23 protein-coding genes are annotated in these 21,796 nt (G+C 65.8%); 15 read left to right on the top strand and 8 right to left on the bottom strand.

The features are described from left to right. Positions 1 to 54: 54 nt before the first annotated feature. From EH209_RS07100 to EH209_RS07085, 4 genes are all read left to right on the top strand, one after another. A complete protein-coding gene (locus tag EH209_RS07100; protein ID WP_126662187.1) occupies positions 55 to 1,626 on the top strand; it encodes an ATP-binding protein in 1,572 nt (523 codons plus the stop codon). Between the two features lie 138 nt (positions 1,627 to 1,764). Further along, positions 1,765 to 1,899, top strand: a complete 135-nt coding sequence (locus tag EH209_RS24570) for a DUF7560 family zinc ribbon protein (RefSeq protein ID WP_126662186.1) — start codon at positions 1,765 to 1,767, stop codon at positions 1,897 to 1,899. A gap of 192 nt (positions 1,900 to 2,091) precedes the next feature. After that, positions 2,092 to 3,081 (top strand): bile acid:sodium symporter family protein, encoded by a 990-nt coding sequence (locus EH209_RS07090; RefSeq protein ID WP_126662185.1) that lies wholly within the window; start codon positions 2,092 to 2,094, stop codon positions 3,079 to 3,081. 124 nt (positions 3,082 to 3,205) lie between these two features. After that, positions 3,206 to 3,670: an NUDIX hydrolase gene (locus EH209_RS07085; RefSeq protein WP_126662184.1), complete on the top strand. Its 465-nt coding sequence runs from the start codon at positions 3,206 to 3,208 to the stop codon at positions 3,668 to 3,670. A 50-nt stretch (positions 3,671 to 3,720) separates the two neighbouring features. On the opposite strand, the gene EH209_RS07080 is transcribed toward EH209_RS07085, so the two are convergent. Both EH209_RS07080 and EH209_RS07075 read right to left on the bottom strand, forming a co-directional pair. Beyond that, on the bottom strand, positions 3,721 to 5,157 hold the full coding sequence (locus EH209_RS07080; RefSeq protein ID WP_126662183.1) for a DUF402 domain-containing protein: 1,437 nt from the start codon (positions 5,155 to 5,157) through the stop codon (positions 3,721 to 3,723). Between the two features lie 22 nt (positions 5,158 to 5,179). Beyond that, entirely contained in the window at positions 5,180 to 5,557 is a 378-nt protein-coding gene (locus EH209_RS07075; protein WP_126662182.1) for a DUF7532 family protein, read from the bottom strand. Positions 5,558 to 5,698: 141 nt separating this feature from the next. Here EH209_RS07075 and EH209_RS07070 point away from each other — a divergent pair, with 141 nt between their 5' ends. Both EH209_RS07070 and EH209_RS07065 read left to right on the top strand, forming a co-directional pair. After that, a complete protein-coding gene (locus tag EH209_RS07070) occupies positions 5,699 to 6,712 on the top strand; it encodes a PrsW family intramembrane metalloprotease (RefSeq protein ID WP_126662181.1) in 1,014 nt (337 codons plus the stop codon). A 116-nt stretch (positions 6,713 to 6,828) separates the two neighbouring features. Beyond that, positions 6,829 to 9,081, top strand: a complete 2,253-nt coding sequence (locus EH209_RS07065) for an AAA family ATPase (protein WP_126662180.1) — start codon at positions 6,829 to 6,831, stop codon at positions 9,079 to 9,081. 338 nt (positions 9,082 to 9,419) lie between these two features. Here the strand turns inward: EH209_RS07065 and ubaA are convergent, their stop codons facing one another. Continuing rightward, complete coding sequence (gene ubaA / locus EH209_RS07060) at positions 9,420 to 10,259, bottom strand: SAMP-activating enzyme E1 (RefSeq protein ID WP_126662179.1); 840 nt, start codon at positions 10,257 to 10,259, stop codon at positions 9,420 to 9,422. A 178-nt stretch (positions 10,260 to 10,437) separates the two neighbouring features. On the opposite strand from ubaA, the gene EH209_RS07055 reads away from it, so the two are divergent. From EH209_RS07055 to EH209_RS07045, 4 genes are all read left to right on the top strand, one after another. After that, positions 10,438 to 10,623: an HVO_0416 family zinc finger protein gene (locus EH209_RS07055; protein ID WP_126662178.1), complete on the top strand. Its 186-nt coding sequence runs from the start codon at positions 10,438 to 10,440 to the stop codon at positions 10,621 to 10,623. Positions 10,624 to 10,783: 160 nt separating this feature from the next. Next, positions 10,784 to 10,942, top strand: coding sequence for a DUF7563 family protein (locus EH209_RS23955; protein ID WP_007260282.1), 159 nt, complete (start codon positions 10,784 to 10,786; stop codon positions 10,940 to 10,942). Positions 10,943 to 11,039: 97 nt separating this feature from the next. After that, on the top strand, positions 11,040 to 12,914 hold the full coding sequence (locus EH209_RS07050) for a UvrD-helicase domain-containing protein (RefSeq protein ID WP_126662177.1): 1,875 nt from the start codon (positions 11,040 to 11,042) through the stop codon (positions 12,912 to 12,914). Continuing rightward, entirely contained in the window at positions 12,911 to 14,131 is a 1,221-nt protein-coding gene (locus EH209_RS07045) for a M24 family metallopeptidase (RefSeq protein ID WP_126662176.1), read from the top strand. Before EH209_RS07050 ends, EH209_RS07045 begins: the two co-directional genes overlap by 4 nt. Positions 14,132 to 14,153: 22 nt before the next feature. On the opposite strand, the gene EH209_RS23950 is transcribed toward EH209_RS07045, so the two are convergent. Together EH209_RS23950 and EH209_RS07040 are read right to left on the bottom strand one after the other, a co-directional pair. Continuing rightward, on the bottom strand, positions 14,154 to 14,306 hold the full coding sequence (locus EH209_RS23950; protein WP_164722008.1) for a hypothetical protein: 153 nt from the start codon (positions 14,304 to 14,306) through the stop codon (positions 14,154 to 14,156). Positions 14,307 to 14,355: 49 nt separating this feature from the next. Continuing rightward, the gene (locus tag EH209_RS07040; RefSeq protein WP_126662175.1) at positions 14,356 to 14,643 is read right to left on the bottom strand and encodes a DUF7533 family protein; all 288 of its coding nucleotides are present in this window, start codon (positions 14,641 to 14,643) and stop codon (positions 14,356 to 14,358) included. Positions 14,644 to 14,777: 134 nt separating this feature from the next. On the opposite strand from EH209_RS07040, the gene EH209_RS07035 reads away from it, so the two are divergent. Beyond that, positions 14,778 to 15,431 carry a riboflavin synthase gene (locus EH209_RS07035; RefSeq protein WP_126662174.1) on the top strand — a complete coding sequence of 218 codons (654 nt, stop codon included), beginning with the start codon at positions 14,778 to 14,780 and terminating at the stop codon, positions 15,429 to 15,431. A gap of 419 nt (positions 15,432 to 15,850) precedes the next feature. Here EH209_RS07035 and EH209_RS07030 read toward each other — a convergent pair whose 3' ends face one another. The 3 genes from EH209_RS07030 to EH209_RS07020 all read right to left on the bottom strand — a co-directional run bounded on the left by EH209_RS07030 (position 15,851) and on the right by EH209_RS07020 (position 18,517). Further along, positions 15,851 to 16,636: an SDR family oxidoreductase gene (locus EH209_RS07030; protein WP_126662173.1), complete on the bottom strand. Its 786-nt coding sequence runs from the start codon at positions 16,634 to 16,636 to the stop codon at positions 15,851 to 15,853. A 97-nt stretch (positions 16,637 to 16,733) separates the two neighbouring features. After that, complete coding sequence (locus tag EH209_RS07025) at positions 16,734 to 18,218, bottom strand: sodium:solute symporter family protein (RefSeq protein ID WP_126662172.1); 1,485 nt, start codon at positions 18,216 to 18,218, stop codon at positions 16,734 to 16,736. Next, positions 18,215 to 18,517, bottom strand: coding sequence for a DUF3311 domain-containing protein (locus EH209_RS07020; RefSeq protein ID WP_126662171.1), 303 nt, complete (start codon positions 18,515 to 18,517; stop codon positions 18,215 to 18,217). The genes EH209_RS07025 and EH209_RS07020 overlap by 4 nt, the downstream gene beginning before the upstream one ends. A 215-nt stretch (positions 18,518 to 18,732) precedes the next feature. Here EH209_RS07020 and EH209_RS07015 point away from each other — a divergent pair, with 215 nt between their 5' ends. The 4 genes from EH209_RS07015 (at position 18,733) to EH209_RS07000 (ending at position 21,773) form a co-directional block, all read left to right on the top strand. Continuing rightward, positions 18,733 to 19,560 (top strand): ArsR/SmtB family transcription factor, encoded by an 828-nt coding sequence (locus EH209_RS07015; protein ID WP_126662170.1) that lies wholly within the window; start codon positions 18,733 to 18,735, stop codon positions 19,558 to 19,560. A 175-nt stretch (positions 19,561 to 19,735) separates the two neighbouring features. Next, on the top strand, positions 19,736 to 21,142 hold the full coding sequence (gene dnaG, locus EH209_RS07010; protein WP_126662169.1) for a DNA primase DnaG: 1,407 nt from the start codon (positions 19,736 to 19,738) through the stop codon (positions 21,140 to 21,142). 114 nt (positions 21,143 to 21,256) lie between these two features. Beyond that, a complete protein-coding gene (locus EH209_RS07005) occupies positions 21,257 to 21,496 on the top strand; it encodes a hypothetical protein (protein WP_126662168.1) in 240 nt (79 codons plus the stop codon). Positions 21,497 to 21,572: 76 nt separating this feature from the next. Beyond that, positions 21,573 to 21,773, top strand: coding sequence for a hypothetical protein (locus tag EH209_RS07000; RefSeq protein ID WP_126662167.1), 201 nt, complete (start codon positions 21,573 to 21,575; stop codon positions 21,771 to 21,773). Positions 21,774 to 21,796 lie beyond the last annotated feature (23 nt).

The following is a 21,796-nucleotide window of genomic DNA, read 5'->3' as shown; positions in this document are numbered from 1 at the left end:
TTCGTTATGTAGAGTTGCGTAATACCCATGTCTCTCAAAGTAGTAGGTTATCCAATGACGGACCCGGAGACGTCGAGTAACCCCTCCAATCAAAGTTCTCCAGAAGCGGTCTTGGAGCGCGTAACCGACGCTGTCTTCGAACTTAACGATGACTGGCAGTTCACGTATTTCAACGACCAAGCTGCAACACTATTTGAGCGAGACCAAGCGGAACTCCACGGGAAAATTATCTGGGAAGAGTTTTCCGAACTCACCAATTCGACGTTCCAGTGGGAGCACGAACGTGCGATGGAGACCCAAGAAGCCATCACATTCGAGACACACTATCCGCCGCAAGACGGTTGGTTCGAGGTCCGTATTTATCCCACTGAAACTGGGCTTTCAGTGTACGTCCGCGACATCGCCGACCCGGATAACCGTCAGCAGGAACTCGAGAAACGTGAGCACGCTCTCCGGCGTGCTAATGAGGTGATGGCGGCCCCGGACCGACCGTTTTCCCAGCAGATAGAGGCGCTCCTTGAAATAGTCCGCACGACAGTCGGCACTGAGTTTGCGACGCTCTCACAGGTCAAAGAAGATACTGGTGAGTATATCTTCGAACATGTGGCCGCGCCGGAAGAGGTAGACCTCGAACCGGGCGACACGACGCCGCTAGAGACTCTCCCTAACTGCTCACGCGTCGTCGAGACCGAAGAGACGCTCGTCCTGCAGGACGTGAAGGCTGAGGCTCCCGAATTGGCCGACCCGGAGTGGGGAATTGCCTGCTATCTCGGGACGCCGGTCATCGTACACGGAGAAGTGTACGGGACGTTCTGCTTCTACGGGATGGAGGCGCAAACCGAAGCCTTCTCCGATTGGGAGGTCTCGTTCATCGGTCTGCTCAGCAACTGGGTGAGCAACGAACTCGAGTACAAGGTCTACGAAGAAGAACTTGAGGAGTCTAACGAGCGCTTGGAGCAGTTCGCTTACGCCGCCTCTCACGATCTCCAAGAGCCCCTACGGATGGTGACGAGTTATCTCCAGTTGGTGGAGTCGCGGTACGCAAACGACCTTGACGAGGACGGCCGGGAATTCATCGAGTTTGCAGTCGATGGTGCCACGCGAATGCGCGACATGATAGATGGATTGCTCGAATATTCGCGAGTCGACACGCGTGGGGACCCTTTGGATCCGGTTGCGTTGGATACCGTTCTCGAAGACGTTCGCGCGGACCTCCAGTTGAAAATTGAGGAGACGAACGCTGAGATCGTTACGGAGACACTCCCCACTGTCGAAGGCGACGCCGACCAACTCCGGGAGGTGTTCCAAAATCTGCTAGACAACGCCATCGAATACAGCGGCTCTGAGTCACCACGAGTATACGTCTTGTCCGAGCGAACGGGCGACAAATGGACGATATCGGTTCGTGATGAGGGTGTCGGTATCGACTCCGCGGACACCGACCGTGTTTTCAACGTGTTCCAGAGCCTCCACACACAAGAAGAAGGCGGGGGGACAGGAATCGGGCTGGCGCTGTGCGAGCGCATTATCAAGCGCCACGGCGGCGATATCTGGGTTGAGTCTGACCCACACGAGGGAACAACGTTTTCTTTCACCCTCCTGGAAGCAGATACGTCCGATAACTGAACGTGCTGTACCGAACACGAGTTTCACGGCCAACTTTGAATAAAGAAACCGTGCTACTAGCTACTGATACCCCTCTATATCTGGGTTGAGAGACTATGCCGAACGCCGACGTATCACTAATCGAGAGGGACACAGCCCATGAACACGTACGAATTTTCCTGTCCGAACTGTCAGAGAGCGATTCCGGTGACTAATCCGATGCGCGAGGCGACGCTTGCGAACGGCTGTCCGATCTGCGGTCGATCGGTTACCGGCGAACACTTCGCCGTTTGACGCCGCTGCGAACGCCGATCGCTCGACGGCGGTTTCGATATCTCGAACGGATAGCGACCGATTTCCCCGAGTGAGACGGACGAACTCGAAACGGTCGACGGTTCGGGCTGTCGAGACGCACTGCGGTCCGACGTGCGGAAATACACGGAAGCCGGAATGTTGATGCCCGAGACACGCGGATTGCTAATTCGAATGGGCTGGCAGTCTTCTCTAGAGCGGGTCGGTGAGTTCACGAGCAAGTACTCCGTCCTCTGGGTGCTGATCGCCGCGCCGCTGGCGCTCTACGCGCCGGATCTCTTCACGCCGATCGCGCCGTATATCACGCCCCTACTGGGAATCATCATGCTCGGAATGGGGCTGACGCTGACGCCCGACGACGTCCGGCGAATCCTCGAGCGGCCGCGCGACGTCGCCATCGGTGCGCTGGCCCAGTGGATTCTGATGCCGACGATCGCGTACGCCCTCGTCGTCGCGCTCGGGCTACCGTGGGAAATCGGCCTCGGATTGATCCTGCTCGGTGCGGCGCCGGGCGGAACGGCGTCGAACGTAATGACGTACCTCGGACGGGGTGATGTCGCGCTGTCGGTGTCGATCACGACGGTGACGACGATCGCCGCGCCCCTGGTGATGCCGGCCTGGATCGTCACGCTGGCCGGCGAGTCGATCTCGGTCACGTTCGCGGAGATGGCCGGGTCGATCATCCAGGTCGTACTGCTCCCGGTCATCGGTGGGCTGGTCCTTCGACACTTGCTCGATAGGTACGCGCCGGCCGTCGCGAAGGCGGGGCTCTCCGTTTTCCCGGCGATCAGCGTGATCACGATCGTCGCGATCGTCGCGGCCGTCGTGGGACTTAACGTCGAGACGATTCTCGGCGCCGGCGCGCTCGTCTTCCTCGCGGTCGTCCTGCACAACGGACTCGGACTGGGATCCGGCTACGCCGTCGGCCACGCGACCAATATGGCCGAGGATCGAGCGCGGGCCTGTGCGTTCGAAGTCGGCCTCCAGAACAGCGGCCTCGCAGTAGCCCTCGCCACGGCGCACTTTAGCGCCAGCGCCGCGCTGATCCCAGCGCTGTTCAGCGTCTGGCACAACGTCTCCGGGCCAGCGCTCGCGACGCTGTTCGCCCACCTCGATGCCGACGACCCCGTTGAGGGCGACGAAGCGGCGATCGTTTCGGACTAATCAGAATCGTCTCGTTCCCGTTTCGATGCCGACCATATTTCGGGACGAGCGCCCGATTTCCCTAATCTCCGGTAACACATCAGGTGGTGGGTTTTTACGGATACGTGATGTGGCTTCTACCATCATGATAGACGTAACGTACGTCCAGAAAGCGTGCGCATACATCACTCGCGGGTCGGGTGAGTTACTGGTCTTCGAGGGGCCGGGTCACGACGGCCTCCAGATTCCGAAGGGGACGCTCGAGGCCGGCGAATCGCCCGCTGAGGCGCTGTTTAGAGAAGTCCTCGAGGAAAGCGGTCTCGGCACGTTAAACGGAGCAACGAAGCTGACGACCGACGTCTGGACGCGCCGCGAGTCGCCGCCCAAGCGGTACGTCCGGCACTTCTTCCACGCGACGGTCCACGAACCGCGCGACAGCTGGACTCACACTGTCACCGACGGCGGCGAGGAACACGGCGCCGAGTTCGAGTTCCGGTGGATCCAGCCGTCGACGAACCGCGAGTTCGCCCTCGATCTCGACGACTACGTCCACCTGCTGCCGACCGGCTCCGCCTCCGGTGAGGGCGATATCGCGAGCATCTCTGACTGAGCCGGCACTCGGGGTTCGAACGTTATCCGGCGACCCGCACCGGCCCGCCCTCACTTGGAGAGCGCCCGTTCGACGGCCGCCGCGACGCTCGTCGCTTTCTCGGCAAGTTCTTCGGAGACGTGTCCGTCGTCGACTGCGGCCTCGAGTTCGTCCTCGTCAACGGTTTCGACCGTCCCGTCGGCGCGGCGGATCACGTCGACGTAGAGGTCGACGTACCGCGCCGTCCCGGGGAAGAGTTCGACGGGCGTACAGACGTTGACGTACGTTCCCTTCGCCGTCCCGTTTTCGTCCCTGTACGTCGTCGGATACCACCAGCGACCCTCCCGGAACTTGGTGACGGCGACGTCGCCCTCCTCCTTTGGAACCCCGAGCGCGTCGTAGCTGCCGCCGCCGCGCATCGACCGCTCGAGGGTGACCGAGCCGTCGGCGTCCCAGTCGGTCACCTCGCCGCGGCCGAGCGAGATGAGTCGCCCGTCGGGCTTGCCGTGGCCGATCTCGAGGCGGTCGCCGGTCGTCGGTCCGAACTGGCGCGAGACCGCATCGAAGGGGAACCCGTCGCCGTCGTCCTCGTTCTCACCGGGGGACTCGCAGACGGCCTCCGCGAAGTCGACGGCCGCGCTCGCGGCCCGGTCGGCGGCCTTGGTCCGGTGATGGCCCGCCATCGTCGTCTCGACCTCGCGGCGAACTCCGTCCAGCGCGAACCGCGACTCGCGGCCGAACCAGACCCACGTCGTGGTCCGCGGGGCGGCGAGGAGGTCGGGCTCGCCCGGCGTCTCGGGCGCGTCGGCGAGCGCGTCCTTGAGCGCCTGCGCGCGATCGACCGCGCGCTCGAGGGCGGTTCCCATCGCCTCGAGGTCGGCGTCGGCTGCCGTTCCCTGCCAGCGCACGCCCCAGTCGTCGGGGACGTCGACCGACAGGAGGTCGGTCATGCCGACGAGTTCGTCGGCCCGCTCACCCCGGAGTGCCGCTGAAACGCCGGACCGATCGCGCGAGAGGGTGACCAGTCCGTCCGCGGCTTCGAGGGTCGGCTCGACGCGCGGATCGTCGTCGGTCCACGGCGGCGTCGGCTCGGTGATCTGGACGCGGTAGCGGTTCCCCGAGTCGACGTAGCCGTCGGCGTCGTCGTAGTGGAGGTAGCCCCGTCGGCTGTCGCCGAGGTCGACCGTCGCCCCGCCCCCGCCGCCGGCGTCGACGACCTCGCAGTCGAAGACCGCGCCGCGGGAGACGTCGTCGTCCCAGCGGAAGCTATCGATCGCGAGGGACTCGAGTTCGCTCGCGACCGTCTCGACCGCGTCGGGATCGCCCGAGAGTTCGACGCCCTGTCGGTCCCGAGTCGTCTCGATCGCCACGTCAGCCGGCGCGGCCTCGAACGAGGCGTCGAACCGTTCTCGAATGGGCTCGGAGGCCTGGACGACCTCGAGACCGCGGTTGCGGAGCAACTGCGTGATCGCAGTGGTGTAGATGCCGCGAACGCGTCCCGTTGTCATCGCTGTCCCTCCATACTGGGGATCACCGCAGCGTCTCCCGGTCCGGCGCGAACCGCACGCGGCCGTTGATCGTCGGCCCGAGCGTCAGTTCGACCGACTCGTCGGGCAGTACGCGGCCGTCCTCGACGTAGACGCCCCACGTGTCGAACCGCAGCCAGCCCCGCATCTCGTCGGCGTGGGTCGTCAGGTCGAGGTACTCGACGGCGTGTTCGGGATACTCCGACGACGAGTGAGCCATGTCCATGTCCGAGTAGACGGTGTCGTGCTCGTCGAAGAACGCCTCGAGCGCCGCCGCGTCGGCTTCGACGGCCTCGACGACCGCCTCCGAGGCGGCCCGGAGATCGTCGGCCTCGAGGCCGACGTCACGAAGCGCCTGCTGGGTTCGCTGATCGAAGTGCATGGGAACCGATACGCGAGGCGGGCCTTTGTGAATTCCGAGTTGGGCTCTCTCACAGCGACGGTGAGTCCGAACGCCGTCGGGTACCCACCACTTGAGTCCGTGTGCCGAACCTATACTGGGCCGGCTCGTATACACTTGCGTATGGCACGCAGGCGCGATCCGGTCGAAGCGGCCAGCGAGGAGTCGACCGATCTGTACGACGTCTCGACGTGGGAGCCGAGATCCCACCTCGATCGATTCGCGTACGCGATCTACACCGCGATCAACTACGGGTTGCAGACGATCGTACTCGCGGTCGCGTTCGCGATCACGGTCGCATTGCTGGTCCAACCGGCGCTGCTCGTCCTCGAGGAGGGATCAATCTTCATCGCCGTCTTCTTCGGGCTCTCGGTCGTTCCGGCGGCGATCCTCGCGGCCTTCATCTGGTACTCGGATATTACGACGAACGAACCGCTCACGCTACTCGTCGCAACCTTCGTGCTGGCCGTGTTGTTCGCGACGTTCGCGGCCGTCGTCAACTCTCTATTCAGTCCGAGCTTTCAGGCGCTCGGCTCCGTCGGCATGCTCCTCTTTTTCTATCTGATCGTTGGCCCCGTCGAGGAGACGGTGAAACTGCTCGCGATCCGATTCTTCGCGTACCGGAGCGAGGCGTTCGACGCCGTCATCGATGGCGCGGTCTACGGCGCCGTCGCCGGACTCGGGTTCGCCGCGATCGAGAACACCCTCTACATCTCCGGTGCGGTCGCAACGGCCGACGGCGGACTCCTCACCGTCGCCGCCGGAACCACGACCGTCCGGGCGCTCGTCGGTCCCGGCCACGTCATCTACTCGGCGATCGCGGGCTACTACCTCGGACTCGCGAAGTTCAACCCCGAGCACGCCGGGTCGATCGCCACGAAGGGGGTGTTGATCGCCGCGTTCATCCACGGCACGTACAACGTCACGGTCGGTATCGTCCCGGAGCTCGTCACCGGCTTCACCCCGCTTCCCTTCGGTGCGGCGTTTATCGGCTACGTGGTCCTGTTCGACCTCGCCATCGGCGCGTTCCTCTACCGGAAGATCGCCAGATACCGTCGGGCCTTCCGCGCCGTCAGGGACGATACCGGACCGGAACCGCAGTCGGAACCGACCGAGTTCGACCCGCCCGGACGCTGACGGGCCTCCGTCTCGATCACCGTTTCAGCCGTCTCGACCCGTCAGAGCGGCGGTTCTGGCGCGGCCCGCGGGTGCAGGCAGCAGTGGCTTGCCTCGGAGCGGCCCGAGAGTCTCCCATGAGCGCTACGTTTACCGACGACGATCTCGAGAAAACCGTCGAGAACGAGTCCGGCGAGGTAATCGGGACCGTCGCGTCCGTCGAGGACGACACGGCCCTCGTCGAGCCCCGGGCCGGCCTGGTCGACTCGATCAGGGCCGCCCTCGGCTGGAGCGGAAACCACGAGGACGCCGTCGCGATCCACGAGGAGACCGTCGACGAGATCTCGAGCGAGACGATCCGTCTCGAGACGGCCGCGGCGGGCGAGACGTCGACGGACGAACCGGCGGACATCGACGGAGCGGCATCGACGCCGTCGGAGATCGACGACGCGACGGAGCCGGTGTCTCGAGCGGGCGACGAACCCGCGAATACTGCGGAACGCGAACCGGACACCGGACTCGCCGAGGAGATGAGTCGGACCGCCCAGCGGGACACCATCGATGAGGGAGAGACTGCGACGGGGAACGCAGCCGAGCGGACCGCCGAGCCCGCCGATACGCCCTCCGAGGCGCCCGATCCGTTCGAAGCTGACGACGCGCAGTCGGAGACGACACAGCCAGCGGAGCCGTCCATGATCGACGACCCGGATATCGACGAGTCGGTCGAACCGTCCGACGAACCGGAGATGGGCGAGCCGATAGACGCGCCCGGCGATCCGGAACTGGACGAGTCGCCGGACGCTTCTACCGACTCCGGCCCGATCGAACCGATACGTGGGACCGACGACTCGACGGCGGATGAATCGACAGACGCTCCCGCCGATAGCGACGCATCCGCCGGGAGCGATCCGTCCGAGACGGCAGACGAGACCGAGACGGTGGAGCCACTCGAGACGGACGAACTGGGAACGGAAGACGAGACGAGCAGAGGGGACGAGTCGGTGACGGAGCACGAGCCGGACAGAGAGAGTGAGCCAGACACGGGACCTGAACTGGACACCGAAACCACCGACGCACAGGCGTCGTCCGACGAAACGAGCGGAACTCGAGACGGGGACGTCTCCGACGAGATGGATCACGCGGGCGTCCAGAACACGCCGGTCGGCGAGGCCAAGTCGGCGCCCGACCATGCCGAGACGGGTGCGCCGGCCGATGCCGACCTCAAGGACGATATCGACTACGAGGACGACGCCGACAGCGGGGACGTCGCCGACTCGGCTGCGGAGTCGGCGACAAGCGACGACGCGTCGAAGTCGGCGACCGAGGAGACGGACCTCGCCGACAAACTAGACACCGGTAGCGATATCGAAGCTGCGGTAGCGTCCGACGACGAGCGGTCCGACGACGCGACTCGAGCGGAGCGTGACTCGAGCGACGACGCGGACGTCGCCGACGCGGTCGACACCGGTCTCGACCTCGAGTCGGCCGCGGAATCGACCGCCCACGACCGGGAGGCGGCCTCGAGCGGGACCGAATCGACGGATCTCGCCGATGCGGTCGATACGGGCGTCGACATCGAATCGGTCGCGACGGCCGACGCGGAGTCGCGGTCCGACGCCCGTCCGGAGACGGAACTGGATCCCGACATCGACGCTCGCTCGGGTTCCGAGGCCGACCCCCGGCCGGAGACCGCACTCGAGTCGTCGTCACCGACGGACGTCGTTCCCGACGTCGACATCGAATCCGCGGTCGACTCCGACGAAGATGCAGGTTCCAGTGCGGATGCGGAGATCGATCCGGAAGCGCTCGCCGGCCAGGAGGCCGACGCCGAGCCCGCGGACGGAGCGGTCGCCAGAGAGCGCGTCGACGAGGAGGAGGAGGTTTCCGACGCGGAGACCGAGACCGACACCGAGACAAGCGGCCGAGACGATCGATCGGGCTCGCCGCTCACAGCGATGATTTCGGCACAGCGGGCCGCGATGACCGGCGGACAGGAGCTGGTCAAGCAGGGAATCGCCGCCCAGCAGGCCGCCGCCCGCTCCGCGGTCGAGACGCCGCTCCGGCTGCAACGGCAGGGCCTCGAGGCGACGCAGTCGGCAACCAGCGGCTACTTCGACGCCGTCAGTGCGTTGCTGGGTGTCGCTGATTCGGATCGTCGAGCGTCCCAGTCGATGGACGAGTCGATCGGCGACCTCGAGGACGCACACGCCCAGCTCCCGGCCGACGAGTTCGAGCAGCAGCTCGCGTCTCACCTCGAGTTGCTCCAGTCGATGCGAGCGCAACTCGAGGAGACAGCCGATGCGAACGACGAAATTGCCGATGACCTGCTCGAGCGACAGGTCGCGATCCTTGAGGCGTGCCAGCAGCGGCTGGCCGACGACGCGGAATAGCGGGATCGATTTTTCACATGACGTTGCGCAGTGAAGACAGCCGTAGCGTTCCAAGGCGCGTTTCCGAACGGCGTTTGGATGAACGCGAGGTTCTGCCTCTCGTGGCAACAAGGAATTGCCACTCCCTCCCCAGCCGATTCGTTCGTTCACGCCGCTCACTCACTCATCCACTGAGAGACACAGAGCGTCTCTCAAGCCTTCGTTCACTCCGTTCACGAAGACCTCGCACGATGTTGGCTCGCGGTTCGCTGATAGCTCACCGCAATCCAGCGCGCGCCACCGTACAGCGGGTTCTCAGGCTGGAGTAATCGGAGCAGAGATCAGGTCGGTGTGTCCGTTCAATCCGCGGAAATCTCGCAGCTCCCCTCGTAGCTGACGTCCTCGACCGACTCGATCTTGGGCTCGTCGCCGCAGACCGGACAGGTCGGATTCGACTGGATCGGCACCTCCTCGAAGCTCATGTCCATCGCGTCGTACATGAGCAGGCGCCCCTCGAGGAGCTCCCCCTTTCCGAGGATGTACTTGACGACCTCGGTAGCCTGAATGCAGCCGACGGTGCCGGGCAGGACGCCGAGGACGCCGGTCGTGGCGCAGTCGGGGACGGTGCCCGGTTCGGGTGCCTCGGGGAAGATACAGCGGTAGCAGGGCGGAGAGTCCCCTTCTCCCCCGCGCTCGTTCGTGAACGTCGTGACCTGCCCCTCGAAGCGGTAGATCGCGCCGTGGGAGAGCGGCGTCTCGGTGAGGACGCAGTGATCGTTGAGCAGGTACCGGGTGCCGAAGTTGTCGCTGGCGTCTAAGACGACGTCGTAGCCGGCGACGAGTTCGCCGACATTGTCGGCCGTGATGCGGGTCTCGTAGGTCTCAACGTCGATGTCCGGGTTCAGCGCGTCGACGTAGTCGGCGGCGCTCTCGACTTTCGGGCGGCCGACGTCGGCGTCGCCGTGGACGATCTGGCGCTGCAGGTTCGACCGCTCGACAACGTCGTCGTCGACGATCCCCAGCCGGCCGACCCCCGCCGCCGCGAGGTACTGGATCGCCGGTGAGCCCAGACCGCCCGCCCCGACGACGAGGACGCTGGCCTCGAGCAGCCGTTGTTGGCCCTCGGGCCCGATCTCGTCCATGATGACGTGTCTCGAGTAGCGATCGAGTTGGGTCGCATCGAGGCGCAGGTCGCTCATGGGAGCTAGTTGGGCCGAGACCGAGAAAAGTCCGCGGGTCGTGCCGGCGACGCTGGAACACCGCTCGAGTCGACCGGAGGGGCGACCCCGTCATCGGGTCGCCAATGGTGTTCGGCGTTCGAGGCAGATGTGGGGGCCAACCCAATCGTTTAATACTGTGGCAGCCATTGACACACTTATGGCAACCTCACCCAATGACGGCGGTGACGACGTCATCGACCAATTCCTCTCGGACCGCGGTCACACCGTAGAACGAGTCGGGTGGGAGCAGGAGTATAACAAGAAGCAGTGCCCCGAGTGTGGCGGCCTGCACGACACGGCCGCTACGGCCTGTACCGTCTGCGGGTGGGAACCGACGCCGTAACGCGACTCCGCGTCGCTCGTTTTTTCGCGTCCGCCGAACCGAACGGAGCAGCGTTCGCCGACTCGAAGACGGAGAATTAGGCATCTGTCTGTCCGTAATTTCAACGCATAATATGCGATACAACTATAACGTATGGTTACCCTATAGTTCGCTGAGAACAATGCCGGAATGCCAGAACTGCGGCGCGTTCGTAACGGATGCCTACGCACGCGTGTTCACGCCGCGTGACGTCGACGATCCGCGGGTCTGTCCCGACTGTCAGGACAAGATCCGCGACGGGGCCGACGTGCGAACCGCCCGCTCTCCGCGGAACCCCTAACCGTCGGTATCGATCCGTTTCCGTCGTCGAACGGCCGTCGATTTTTGCCGACGAAAACCCACGTGACTTATGGGTATTGCGACCCTGAACAGGGATAATGGCTACCACGGAGACGAAGGTGACCCGGTTGTTCGGTGGTCCGGGCAGCGGGAAGACTACTGCCCTGCTCGACCACGTCGAAGAGATCCTCGAAGAGGAGGGTGTAACCTTCCGGGATATCCTCGTCGTCTCGTACACGCGAGCGGCAGCACAGGAGGTTCGCGAGCGACTGGCCGAGCGACTCGGCGAGAGCCCCCGCGCACTGCAGGGCAACGTCTGTACGATGCACGCGAAGGCCTACGAACTGCTGGACCTCTCTCGAAGCGACGTCATCGGCGAGTCCGACAAGGAAGAGTTCTGCGAGGAGTACGGCATCGAGTACGAGGACGAGTACTCGGGCGCCGGTCGCCGAACCGCCCGGTCGACGACGATCGGAAACAAGGTCATCGCGACCAGCCAGTGGCTCCAGCGGACCCGACGGGACGTCACTGACTGGTACGACGTCCCCTTCCAGTGGAACGACGAAGAAGTGCGACTGCCGCCCGAAATCGATCCCAACGCCCAGGAGGGCAACAAGTACACCCCGACCTGGCCCAGCGACGACGACCGGATCGACGTCCCCGAGGCGATCCGCGCCTGGCGCTCCTACAAGGGCGAGGAGGGCAAGATCGGCTTCGCAGATATGCTCGAGCGGGTCGCACAGCGCTCCCTGCTTCCGAGCGTCGACTTCCTGGTGATCGACGAGTTCCAGGACATCACCACGCTGCAGTACGACGTCTACGAGGAGTGGAAACCCCACATGCGGCAGGTGCTGATCGCCGGCGACGACGACCAGGTCGTCTACTCCTGGCAGGGCGCCGACCCTGCGCTCTTGCTCGACGAGCAGGTCGACGAGGACGTCATTCTCCCTAACTCCTACCGACTCCCCTCGAACGTCCTCAACGCAGTCAACAAGGAGATTCGCCACATCGAGACCCGCCAGGACAAGGACCTAAAGCCCCGCAAGGAGGGCGGGGCCGTCGAGGCGCGAGCGAACGCGTCGATGCTCGACGTCGTCCGGAACGTCCGGCGGACGCTCGACCAGACCGACGGCACCGTCATGATCCTGTTCCGGGCGCGCTACCAGATGTTCCAGTTCATCGACGAGTTCATCACCGAGGGCGTGCCGTTCACGTCGCTGACCGACCAGCGGATGTGGACCGACCGACTCACCCAGTACGTCCGCGCCGTCGAAGCCATCGACGAAGGCAGGGACGTCACTGGCCTGCAGGCTCGGCGGCTCGCCGACATGCTCCAGGAGTCGGCGTTCGGAACCAACGAGCGCGACGACCTCTTCGACACCATCGACGACCGCCAGGAGGAGGCCGGCATCGACGACTTAGCGGAGCTCATGATCCCCGCCGACGTCGTCGCGGACCACGTGCCGTTCATGCCCGGTCCCGCCTCGGCGGCCGACATGGTTCGGAAGGTCACCAACTTCCAGAAGAAGAGCGTCCGGTCGTACTTCGCGATTGGCGAGTACCTCAGGATGGAGACCGACCGCGTCCGCGTCGGCACCATCCACTCCGCGAAGGGTCGCGAGGCCGACCACGTCATCGTCGGCACCGACCTCACCGAGAAGGTCGTCGAGCAGATGGTCGCGACCGTCGACGACCCCGAGGACGTCCCCGGCTGCGAGGAGTTCACCAAGAACACGTCGCCGGTTCCCGTCCTGACCGACAACGAACGACGCGTCTTCTACGTCGGCATGTCCCGGGCCCGGGAACGGCTCGTCCTCCTCGAGAACTTAGTCGACGGCGCGCCGACGCTGCCGATCGACGTCCTGCTCAACAACCGGCTGACCGATATGCCCCTCGAGGACCTGATCGAGCAGGCCCAGCAACCCCAGGACGCCGAGGCCGACGACAACGAGGTCGAAGCCGAAGCGCCGTGACCGACGCCGACTCGACCGCGAACGACGCGGTCGACACTGCCGGGGCCCCCGTCGGCAGCGTCGCCGAACGCCTCGAGTCGCGTCTCGCCGACACCCTCGAGCGACGCGACGCCGTCGCGTTCGTTCACGTCGGTTTTCCGCGCGATCCGGGACTCAGGTACTGCCAGGTGGCGCTCGAGGATCTCGAGGAACTCGAAGACCAGCCGCCGGCCGAGCGGAATCAACTGCTCACAGCCGTCGCGTTCGACGGTGACGACCGCGAGTGGCACGCGGCCACGGCCGCCGACGCGTCGACCCATCCCGCTCGAGCGCTCGCCTCGCAACTCGCCGATCGCGTCGCTTCCGGAACGGTTCTGACACCGGCGCGGCTCCCCCACGACGCCGCGCTTTACCTCGAGGAAGCCGGCTTCGAACCGGCCTCGACAGACGTCCTCGAACGCGCTCGCGCGGCGAAGACGCCGGCCGAACGCGAGCGGATTGCCGCCGCGCAGACCGCCGCGGGCGCCGGAATCCGCCGCGCGGCCGCGCTGCTCGCGGACGCGACGGTCGACGACGGCCACCTCGTGGCCGACGGCGACGCCGTGACCCCGGCCCGGCTCCGGAGGGTAATCGACGAGAGCATCGTGGCAGCGGGCGCGTTTCCCGCGGGCAACACCGTCATCAATCCCGATCCCGGACACGCGCCCTCGAGTCGCGACGCAACCGTCGCCGCTGGCAGCGCCGACGCAGCCGACGAACCGCTCCGCCCCGCCGAGCCGATCGTCCTCGAGACAGCGCCTCGCGGTCCGGACGGCTACCACGGGGGTCTCGTCCGTACGCTCGTCGTCGACGGCGACGGCGGTCGGGAGCGGCGGGCCCACGTCGGCGCGACCCAGTCGTTTCGCTCCGCGGCGGCGATGCTGACCGCCGACGCCGAGTCGGTCACCGCCGTCGAGGCCGACCTCGAGGCCGAGGTCCGCGCGTTTGGCTTCGAGGACCCCGACGCTGTCGTGACGCGGGTCGGCGGCGTCGGGCTCGAGCCCCGAGAGCGACCGCTCGCGGGCGGCGACGAGATCGAGCCCGGAAGTGTCGTGCGACTCGAGTCGGCGGTGCGGGTCGACGGCGACCGCTGGCTGCGGATCGGCGACCTCCTCGAGAGAGGCGATCCCGGGGAGCGGGCGACCTATCTGGCGGCGCCGTCGCGCTCGCTCGAGCCGCGGGCGTTGCTGGAGGAGTGAGGAGTAGCGGCCTCCGAAACGCTCAGTGGTCGCCGTCGGCGTCAGCCGTCGAGCGCTCGTCGCCTGCCTCGTTGTTCGCGTCCGCTTCCGAGTCAGTTATTCGATCGTAAACGCGCAGGACGCCCTCGATGAGGAGATTGACCGCGTGGATGAGTCCGATGACGAGGTCGCTCATCTACCCGTTCGATAGCCGCTCGAACGAGATAACTATCGGTGGTTAGCCACTATCGTCGTTCGTCTTCGGGAGTGACGTCCACCACGTCGCGGTCGTCGTCCGACTCGGCTTCCGGGTCGCTGGCGATCGATCCGACGACCCGTTTGACGGCCAGTTCCGGGATGTCCGACGGCATGGTCAGCCAGTGCTGGACGACGACGAGTAACACCGCGAGGGTGAGCAGGGTCACGCCGACGAGCGTGTTCCCGTCGATCAGGAACTGGATCCCGGCCATGGCAGCGGGAAGCGCGAAGACGAGCGTCCCCGCGAGTTTGATCGTGTCGATGATACCGGCCATTACCCCGGCGTACGAACGATGCGGTCAAAAGCGCGGCGACTCCGTCACTGCCGCCGGCGACCCTCGAGTCGCCACAGAACTGGAACGAGTTCCGAGTTCGGAACGGCTTTATCCGTCGACTCGGACCTTCGAGTATGTTCACGGGAATCGTCGAGGAGACCGGCGAGATCGTCGCCCGCGAGCGGACCGACGACGGCCTCCGACTCCGCATCGGCGCCGACGAGGTCGCGACGGGCCTCGAGCACGGCCAGAGCATCAGCGTCAGCGGCGTCTGCCTAACGGTCGAACGCTTCGAGACGGGCACGTGGTTCGAGGTCTTCCTCGCGACCGAGACGGTCGAGCGGACCTATCTGGGGACCCTCGAGGAGGGGGACGTCGTCAACCTCGAGCGAGCGATGCCGGCCGACGGCCGGTTCGACGGCCACGTCGTCCAGGGCCACGTCGACGCGGTCGCGACGGTGACGGAAATCGAGTCCGTAGAAGAGGACTGGTTCTTCGAGTTCGAACTGCCCGAGGGGTACGCGAAGTACGTCGTCGAGAAGGGGTCGATCACGCTCGACGGGATCAGTCTCACCGTCGCCGACCTAGACGAAGGCGTTGCGTCGAAGACGCAACGAGACCGAGGCGGTGAAGCCGCCGAGGCCGCAGGTCGGGTGACCGTCGCCATCATCCCGACGACCTACGACCTCACGACGCTCTCCGAGAAATCGGTCGGCGATCGGGTCCACCTCGAGGTCGACGTGCTCGCGAAGTACGTCGAACGGCTGCTCGAGGCGCGGTTCGAGTGACGAATTCGGCGACGACTCCCATCGCAAGAAGCCTCTCACAATTCCTCGTATCCAGCCGTCGATCGATGCTACGGACTCGGCGGTGAGAATGGCGAACGGAGCGCTCCGAAGAACAGGAAATGCCCTCGACTCGAGAGTGGGAACGAACACGAGTGGTCTGCTGATTCTGGCAACGGGGATTGCCACACCCTCCCCAACTGATTTCTCCTCACGGGTGCGAAGCACCCGTTCGGATGGTTCGCGGGACCAGCGGTCCCGCGCTAACGCTCACTCCTTTCAGTCGTTCGCTCATCCCTCGCGCAGTTTCGTCGAGAGTCTTCGCTATCACTCAGACTCTCGACAGCGCACGCCACTGAATAGCCTACATCTCCCAGGCTGTTGAAACCCGTTCGGAAACGGTCGAACGCTGTCGGGTACGACTAGCTCCGCAACAGCCCGCCGTCGATCGGGAGCGCGACACCGTTGACGAAACTCCCGCGAGGACTCGAGAGCAGCGCCACGACGTCGCCCAGTTCGCGGGGCTCGCCGAGGCGGTCCATCGGGATGTCGCTCGACATGTCCGCTAGCCCCTCCTCGTAGTCCTCGTAGACACCGCGCTCGATGTTCGCCTCGATGAGCTCCTCGATACGGGGCGTCTCGATCGTTCCCGGGAGAACCGCGTTCGCGCGAATTTCGGGTGCGAACTCCCGCGAGACGGTCTTGACGAGGCCGATCACGCCCCGGCGTACGGAGTTCGACAGCAGGAGGCCGTCGGCTACCTCGCGGACCGTCCGGGACGTGATGCAGGTGATCGTGCCGTGTTCGGACTCGAGGAGGTGCTCGTGGGCGTTCTCGATCGTCCAGACGACGCTCATCACCAGCAGGTCGTAGGCCTGGTACCAGTCCTGTTCGTCGGTCTCGAGGAAGGTGGTGCTCGGCGGGCCGCCCGAGGAGGTGACGAGGTGGTCAATCCCGCCGAAGGCGTCGACCGTCTCGCTGACGAGATGGGAGACCTCGTCGGGGTCCGTGAGGTCGGTCGGCGTCGCCCGGACCTCGCCGTCGCCCGTGTCGGCGAGTTTCTCGCGGGCCTCCTCGAGGCGCTCCTCGTCGCGCCCGCAGATCATCACGTTCGCGCCCTCCGCGGCGAGGGTCTCGGCGCTCGCGAAGCCGAGCCCGCTCGAGGAGGCCGTCACCAGTGCGCTGTTCCCGTCGAGTTCGAGGTCCATGCGCGTACCCAGGGCGACGAACTACAAAATCCCGGTGCCAGTGGCAAGGGAGTCACGAGAAACCAGTTGCGACGGGGTCGGGCGGACGGACGGCCGTTCAGTCCGCACCCAGCCGCTCGAAATAGAGCGCCCGCCGCTCGGCGGCCGCGGGCGTCGTCACCAGCGAGACGGCGACGGTGACGAGCAGTCCGACGCCCATGCCGACGATGCCGGCCGTCCAGCCGGCGTAACTGCTGGGAACGACCGAGAGAAAGAGACATAAGAGGTAGAACGTCTGACTGGCGAGGATTCCGGCGGTGATCCCGGCTCGAGTCGTCCGGCGCCAGTAGAGAGCCACGAGTACGGGGAGGGCGAGCTGTGCGAACCCGCTGAAGGCGGCGTCGCCGAGTTCGAACAGCGTCGCGGGGTTCCAGAGGCTCGCGAGGAAGGCCGCACTGGCGAAGACCACGACGCCGATGCGGGCGATCAGATCCTCGCCTCGCTCGGAGAGCGCCCGTCCGAAGAACGCGAGGATCGGGCGACATAGGTCCCGCGTGAAATAGGACGAGCCCGACAGCAGCATCGAGTCCGAAGAGGACATCATCGCCGCCATCGCGCCGGCAATGACGAGCGCAGCGAACCAGACGGGCGTGTACTCGGCGAGCACGATTGGGAGCACGTTACCGCCCTCCGGCACCGTCAACTCGAGGCCGGCGGCCCACGCGCCGAGCATGAACGAGGGGACGAACAGCAGAACGCAGAGGATCGGCCAGAGGGCGAACGAGCGTTTGAGCACCGTCTTCGAGCCCGCGGCGAAAAAGCGCTGATTGACCTGCGGGAACATCGCGACGCCGAAGCCGATCGTGATCGCCGTCGAGAGCATCCACTGGGGCGTGTAGTAGGCGCTACCCAGCGAGAGGAACCCGCTCGTCGCCTCGCTCGAGGCGATCGCTTCGGTCGCGGCGCCGGGACCGCCGACGGCGGCGAGCACCCAGATCGTCGCGACCCACGTCGTGACGAGCATGAACGCACCCTGCAGGGTGTCAGTCCAGGCGATCCCGCGCATCCCGGCGACGACGACATAGAGGATCATGAACGCGGTGATCAGCCCTGAACCGGCGGCATAGGGAACGGCGCCTTCGGTGAGCGCCTCGAGGGCGGTCCCGGCGCCGACCTGCTGGAGCATCACGTACGGGAAAAGGTACAACAAACTGATACCGGCGATCAGCCCGCGGAGTCGTTTCGACCCGAAGCGGTCGCCGAGCATCTCGCCGAGCGTGACGTAGCCGTACTGGCGGCCGAGCAGCCACTGCTTGTAGCCGATGACATACCAGAGGACGGCGAAGATGATCCCGTCCATTAGCCCCATGACGAGGATCCACTCGGGACCCTGCGCGTAGGCGATGTTCGGACCGGCGAAGAAGGTAAACGCCGACAGCAGCGTCGCGAAGGTCGTAAAGAGCAGGACGACCGTTCCCAGCGTCCGACTCGCTAGGTAGAAGTCCTCCGCCGTCCGGTCGGTCAGTCGGTAGGCGACCAGTCCGACCGCCAACGCCAGCAGCAGGTAGCCGACGATGATCCCAAGCTGTAAGGCGACGCTCACGGCCGGTCACCTCCCGTTGCCGGCCGCGACGAGCGATTTCCGTGCTCGAGACCCGAAGGTTCCGACCCGCTCGCGTCGCTCGAGTCGCCCTCGCGCCCGGGTTCGATGCCGATACCCCATGCCCGCTGAGCGAATGTCCAGAAGACGACGGACGCGAGCCACATCCAGCCGACGTGCCACCAGAGCCACAGCGGCAGGCCGGCGACGACCGTCGAATCGCCCCAGAGGAACCACGGGACCGCCAGCGCACAGAGGCTGGTCCCGACCGTGATCCACCCCAGGAGTTGCAGTCGACGCATATCCGGGTGTTCGGCCCGACGTTGGTAACAGTTTCCCTTCAACCGTCGCGATTGAAGACGTTTCGTTATCGACTCCTCGAGAGCGCTCTCCGCCGACCGTTTCAGACTCAAATCGCTCTTTGACAGCGCAAGTCACTGGTTATCCGAAGGTAAAATCGCTCTTTCAGACAGGACAAAACGTATAGTAATCGCCGCGCGAGTACGAAGCGAACCACATGGCCCGGCTGTTCCCGTTTCGCTCCGAACCCGCCGAAACCGAGGGCCAGCCGCGCATCGTCGGTCTCGAGGGTGAAGACGCCGACGCGGTGTTCAGCGCGCTCTCCTCGACGACGGCCCGCCGGATCTACGCGCGCCTCGACGAGGAGCCCGCGACGCCCAGCGACGTCGCCGAGGCCATCGACTCCTCGATCCAGAACGTCCGCTACCACCTCGAGAACTTGGAGGAGGCGGGGCTCGTCGAGGTCGTCGACACCTGGTACTCCTCGCGGGGCAACGAGATGAGCGTCTACGCGACGACCGACGGGCCGCTGATCGTCACGAGCGACGACTCGACGGCCAGCCGGCTTCGCGAGGCCCTCTCGCGGTTCGTTGGCGGGGTCGCGCTACTCGCCGCCGGCGGCCTGTTCGTCCAGTACTCCCTCACGCGATGGGCCGAGTCGGTGACGGAGTCCGCGCCCGCCGAGACGGCGCCGACGGGCGCTGCCGGGGACGAAGGCGACGGACCGAACGGCAGCGAAACGAGCGGCGACCGAGCGGACGCAGGCGGGGACGGCGGCGGAACGGGAGCCGCCGAGGAGCAGTCGGACGACATCGGAATCGCCAGCAATGAGACTGGCGGCGACAGCGCGCCGAGCCCCGACGGCAACGGGACGACCGAGAACGCGACCGACAACGAGACCGTCGACGCGGCGGCCGACGGTGCCGCAGACGTGGCCGACGCGATCTTCGACGTCGCGCCGCCGGGACTGCTCTTCTTCCTCGGTGGCCTGCTCATGTTGCTCGCCGTCACGGCCTACTGGTACTGGTACCGCCCGACGTACTGAGTCCCGCTCGAGGCGACTCGAGGACATTCCGATCGCCGGGTCAGTCGACCTCCGCCGGCGGCCGATTCGACCCTCGGCGTTCTGCAAGGTCAACAGCTATTTCCCCGTCACGATCCAAAACCTACATAAACCGATCGCGATCCCGACCGTGGGACCGCGCAGCGAGGACAGATCTATGGAAGACACGTCGAAATATCTCATCCACGCCGATGTTACGGCCGAGGGCGTCGTCGAGCGGAGCGACGTCGTCGGCGCGATCTTCGGTCAGACCGAAGGCCTACTCGGCGACGAACTCGATCTCCGCGACCTCCGCCAGTCGCAGAAAGTCGGACGCATCGACGTCGAAATCGTCAGCACGGGCGGCCAGTCTCGGGGCCACCTCACCATCGCGACCAGCCTCGACAAGGTCGAGACCGCGACGCTCGCCGCCGCCCTCGAGACGATCGACCGGGTCGGCCCCTGCCGGGCCGACCTCGAGGTAACCGAAATCGAGGACGTCCGCGCCGCCAAGCGCAAGGCGGTCGTCGACCGCGCGAAGGAACTGCTCCAGACGGGGTTCGACGACAGCGTCATGTCCTCCGAGGAGATCCTCGCGGAGGTCCGCCAGCACGTCCGCGTCGAGGACATCACCGAGTACGAGGGCCTCCCCGCGGGTCCCCGTGTCACCGACAGCGACGCGATCATCGTCGTCGAGGGCCGTGCCGACGTCCTCACTCTTCTCAAATACGGCGTCAAAAACGCCATCGCGGTCGAAGGGACCAACGTCCCCGACGCGGTGGCCGAACTGACCCACCACCGTACGGTCACGGCCTTCCTCGACGGTGATCGGGGCGGTGACCTCATCCTCGAGGAGCTGTCCCAGGTCGGCGACGTCGACTACGTCGCGTTCGCGCCGGCCGGCGAGTCCGTTGAGGATCTCGACCACCACCAGCTGTTCACCGCCCTGCGGAACAAGGTCCCCTACGATACCGTCTCGGGGATGAACGAGCCCCGCGAGGCCGTCGCCGCGACCGACGGCAGTTCGACCCCGGCCCCGGCGCCGACCGAGTCGTCGACCGACCGCGACGCCGACGACTCGTCGCAGGCGATCGACGGTCCCGTGACGTCGCCGCCCGAGACAGCGAGCCCCTCGGCGCCGACCGGCGACACGGACGGCAGGGATGAAACCGTCGACGACGGTGCCGTCCGCGACGACGTCTCAGACGCGTCGGCCTCGGCCGAAACCGGTTCCGACGCGATAGTCGAAGACGTTACCAGCGACGCCGAACCCGAGACCGTTTACGGCCACGCGACGGCGATCGTCCGGCGGAACACCGGCCGCGTCCGCTTTCTCGACGCCGACGGCGACACCGTCGACGAGGCCGACGCGAGCGAGGCCTACGACTCCCTCGAGGGACTCGAGACGGCCCCGACGACGATCGTCCTCGACGAGATCCTCGACCAGCGGCTGCTCGACCTCGCGGCGGACCGCGGCGTCGAGCGGATCGTCGCGCACTCGCTGGGGCAGTTCACTAAGCGACCGACCGCCGTTCAGATCCACGCGATCGACGAGATCGCGGACGAACCGCCGAACACGGAGTAGCAGCCGCCGTCGGGGCGCCCTGGTCGCCCTCGAGTCCCGATTCGATCCCGATTCTCGAGTCGTCTGTCTCGTCTCCCAAGACTGAAGGTGCTACTGAATGACAATTCGGAGAAGATGGAGACAGCAGCGCTCGAGTCAGTCTCTGCACTCTGGATCGGGAAGTTCCTCGCGGCCGTCGTCGTCGGGCTCGGTATCGGCACGCTCGTGTCGCCGGAGCCCGTCGCGGTTCCGGTCGTCGGCACCGTCTCCAGACTGCTGGTCGGGAGCGGCGCCGTCGTCGTCGGGAGCGGCCTCTACCTGTGGATTCGACGGTCGACTGGCGGCCGTGGCTGTGGCGACTCCTGCGGCTGTTAACGCGGCGCTCGCGCGACTCCCAGCGAGCGGGACTCGGTCGAGTAATTGATAAGCCGAGAGCGCCGAGCGAGCGGTAATGACACCGCCGGTAACAGCGGCGCTCGCGTTGCTCGGCGTCTGGATGCTCACGACCTTCTGGGCGACCGCTGCCAGCGCCACCAGGCAGGCGCGCACCGACGACCGACTCGATCGCATCGTTCCCGACGATCGGCTCGACGACCTCGAGGCATCGACCGGGAAAACCGCCGAGCGCTCGTTCCCCACCGCCGACGACTGAGGCCGGCCACCGCAGTCGGGCGG

It is taken from the genome of Haloterrigena salifodinae, from assembly GCF_003977755.1.
GTDB classification, from domain to species: domain Archaea; phylum Halobacteriota; class Halobacteria; order Halobacteriales; family Natrialbaceae; genus Haloterrigena; species Haloterrigena salifodinae.
This window is presented reverse-complemented; position numbering and strand designations above follow the sequence as displayed.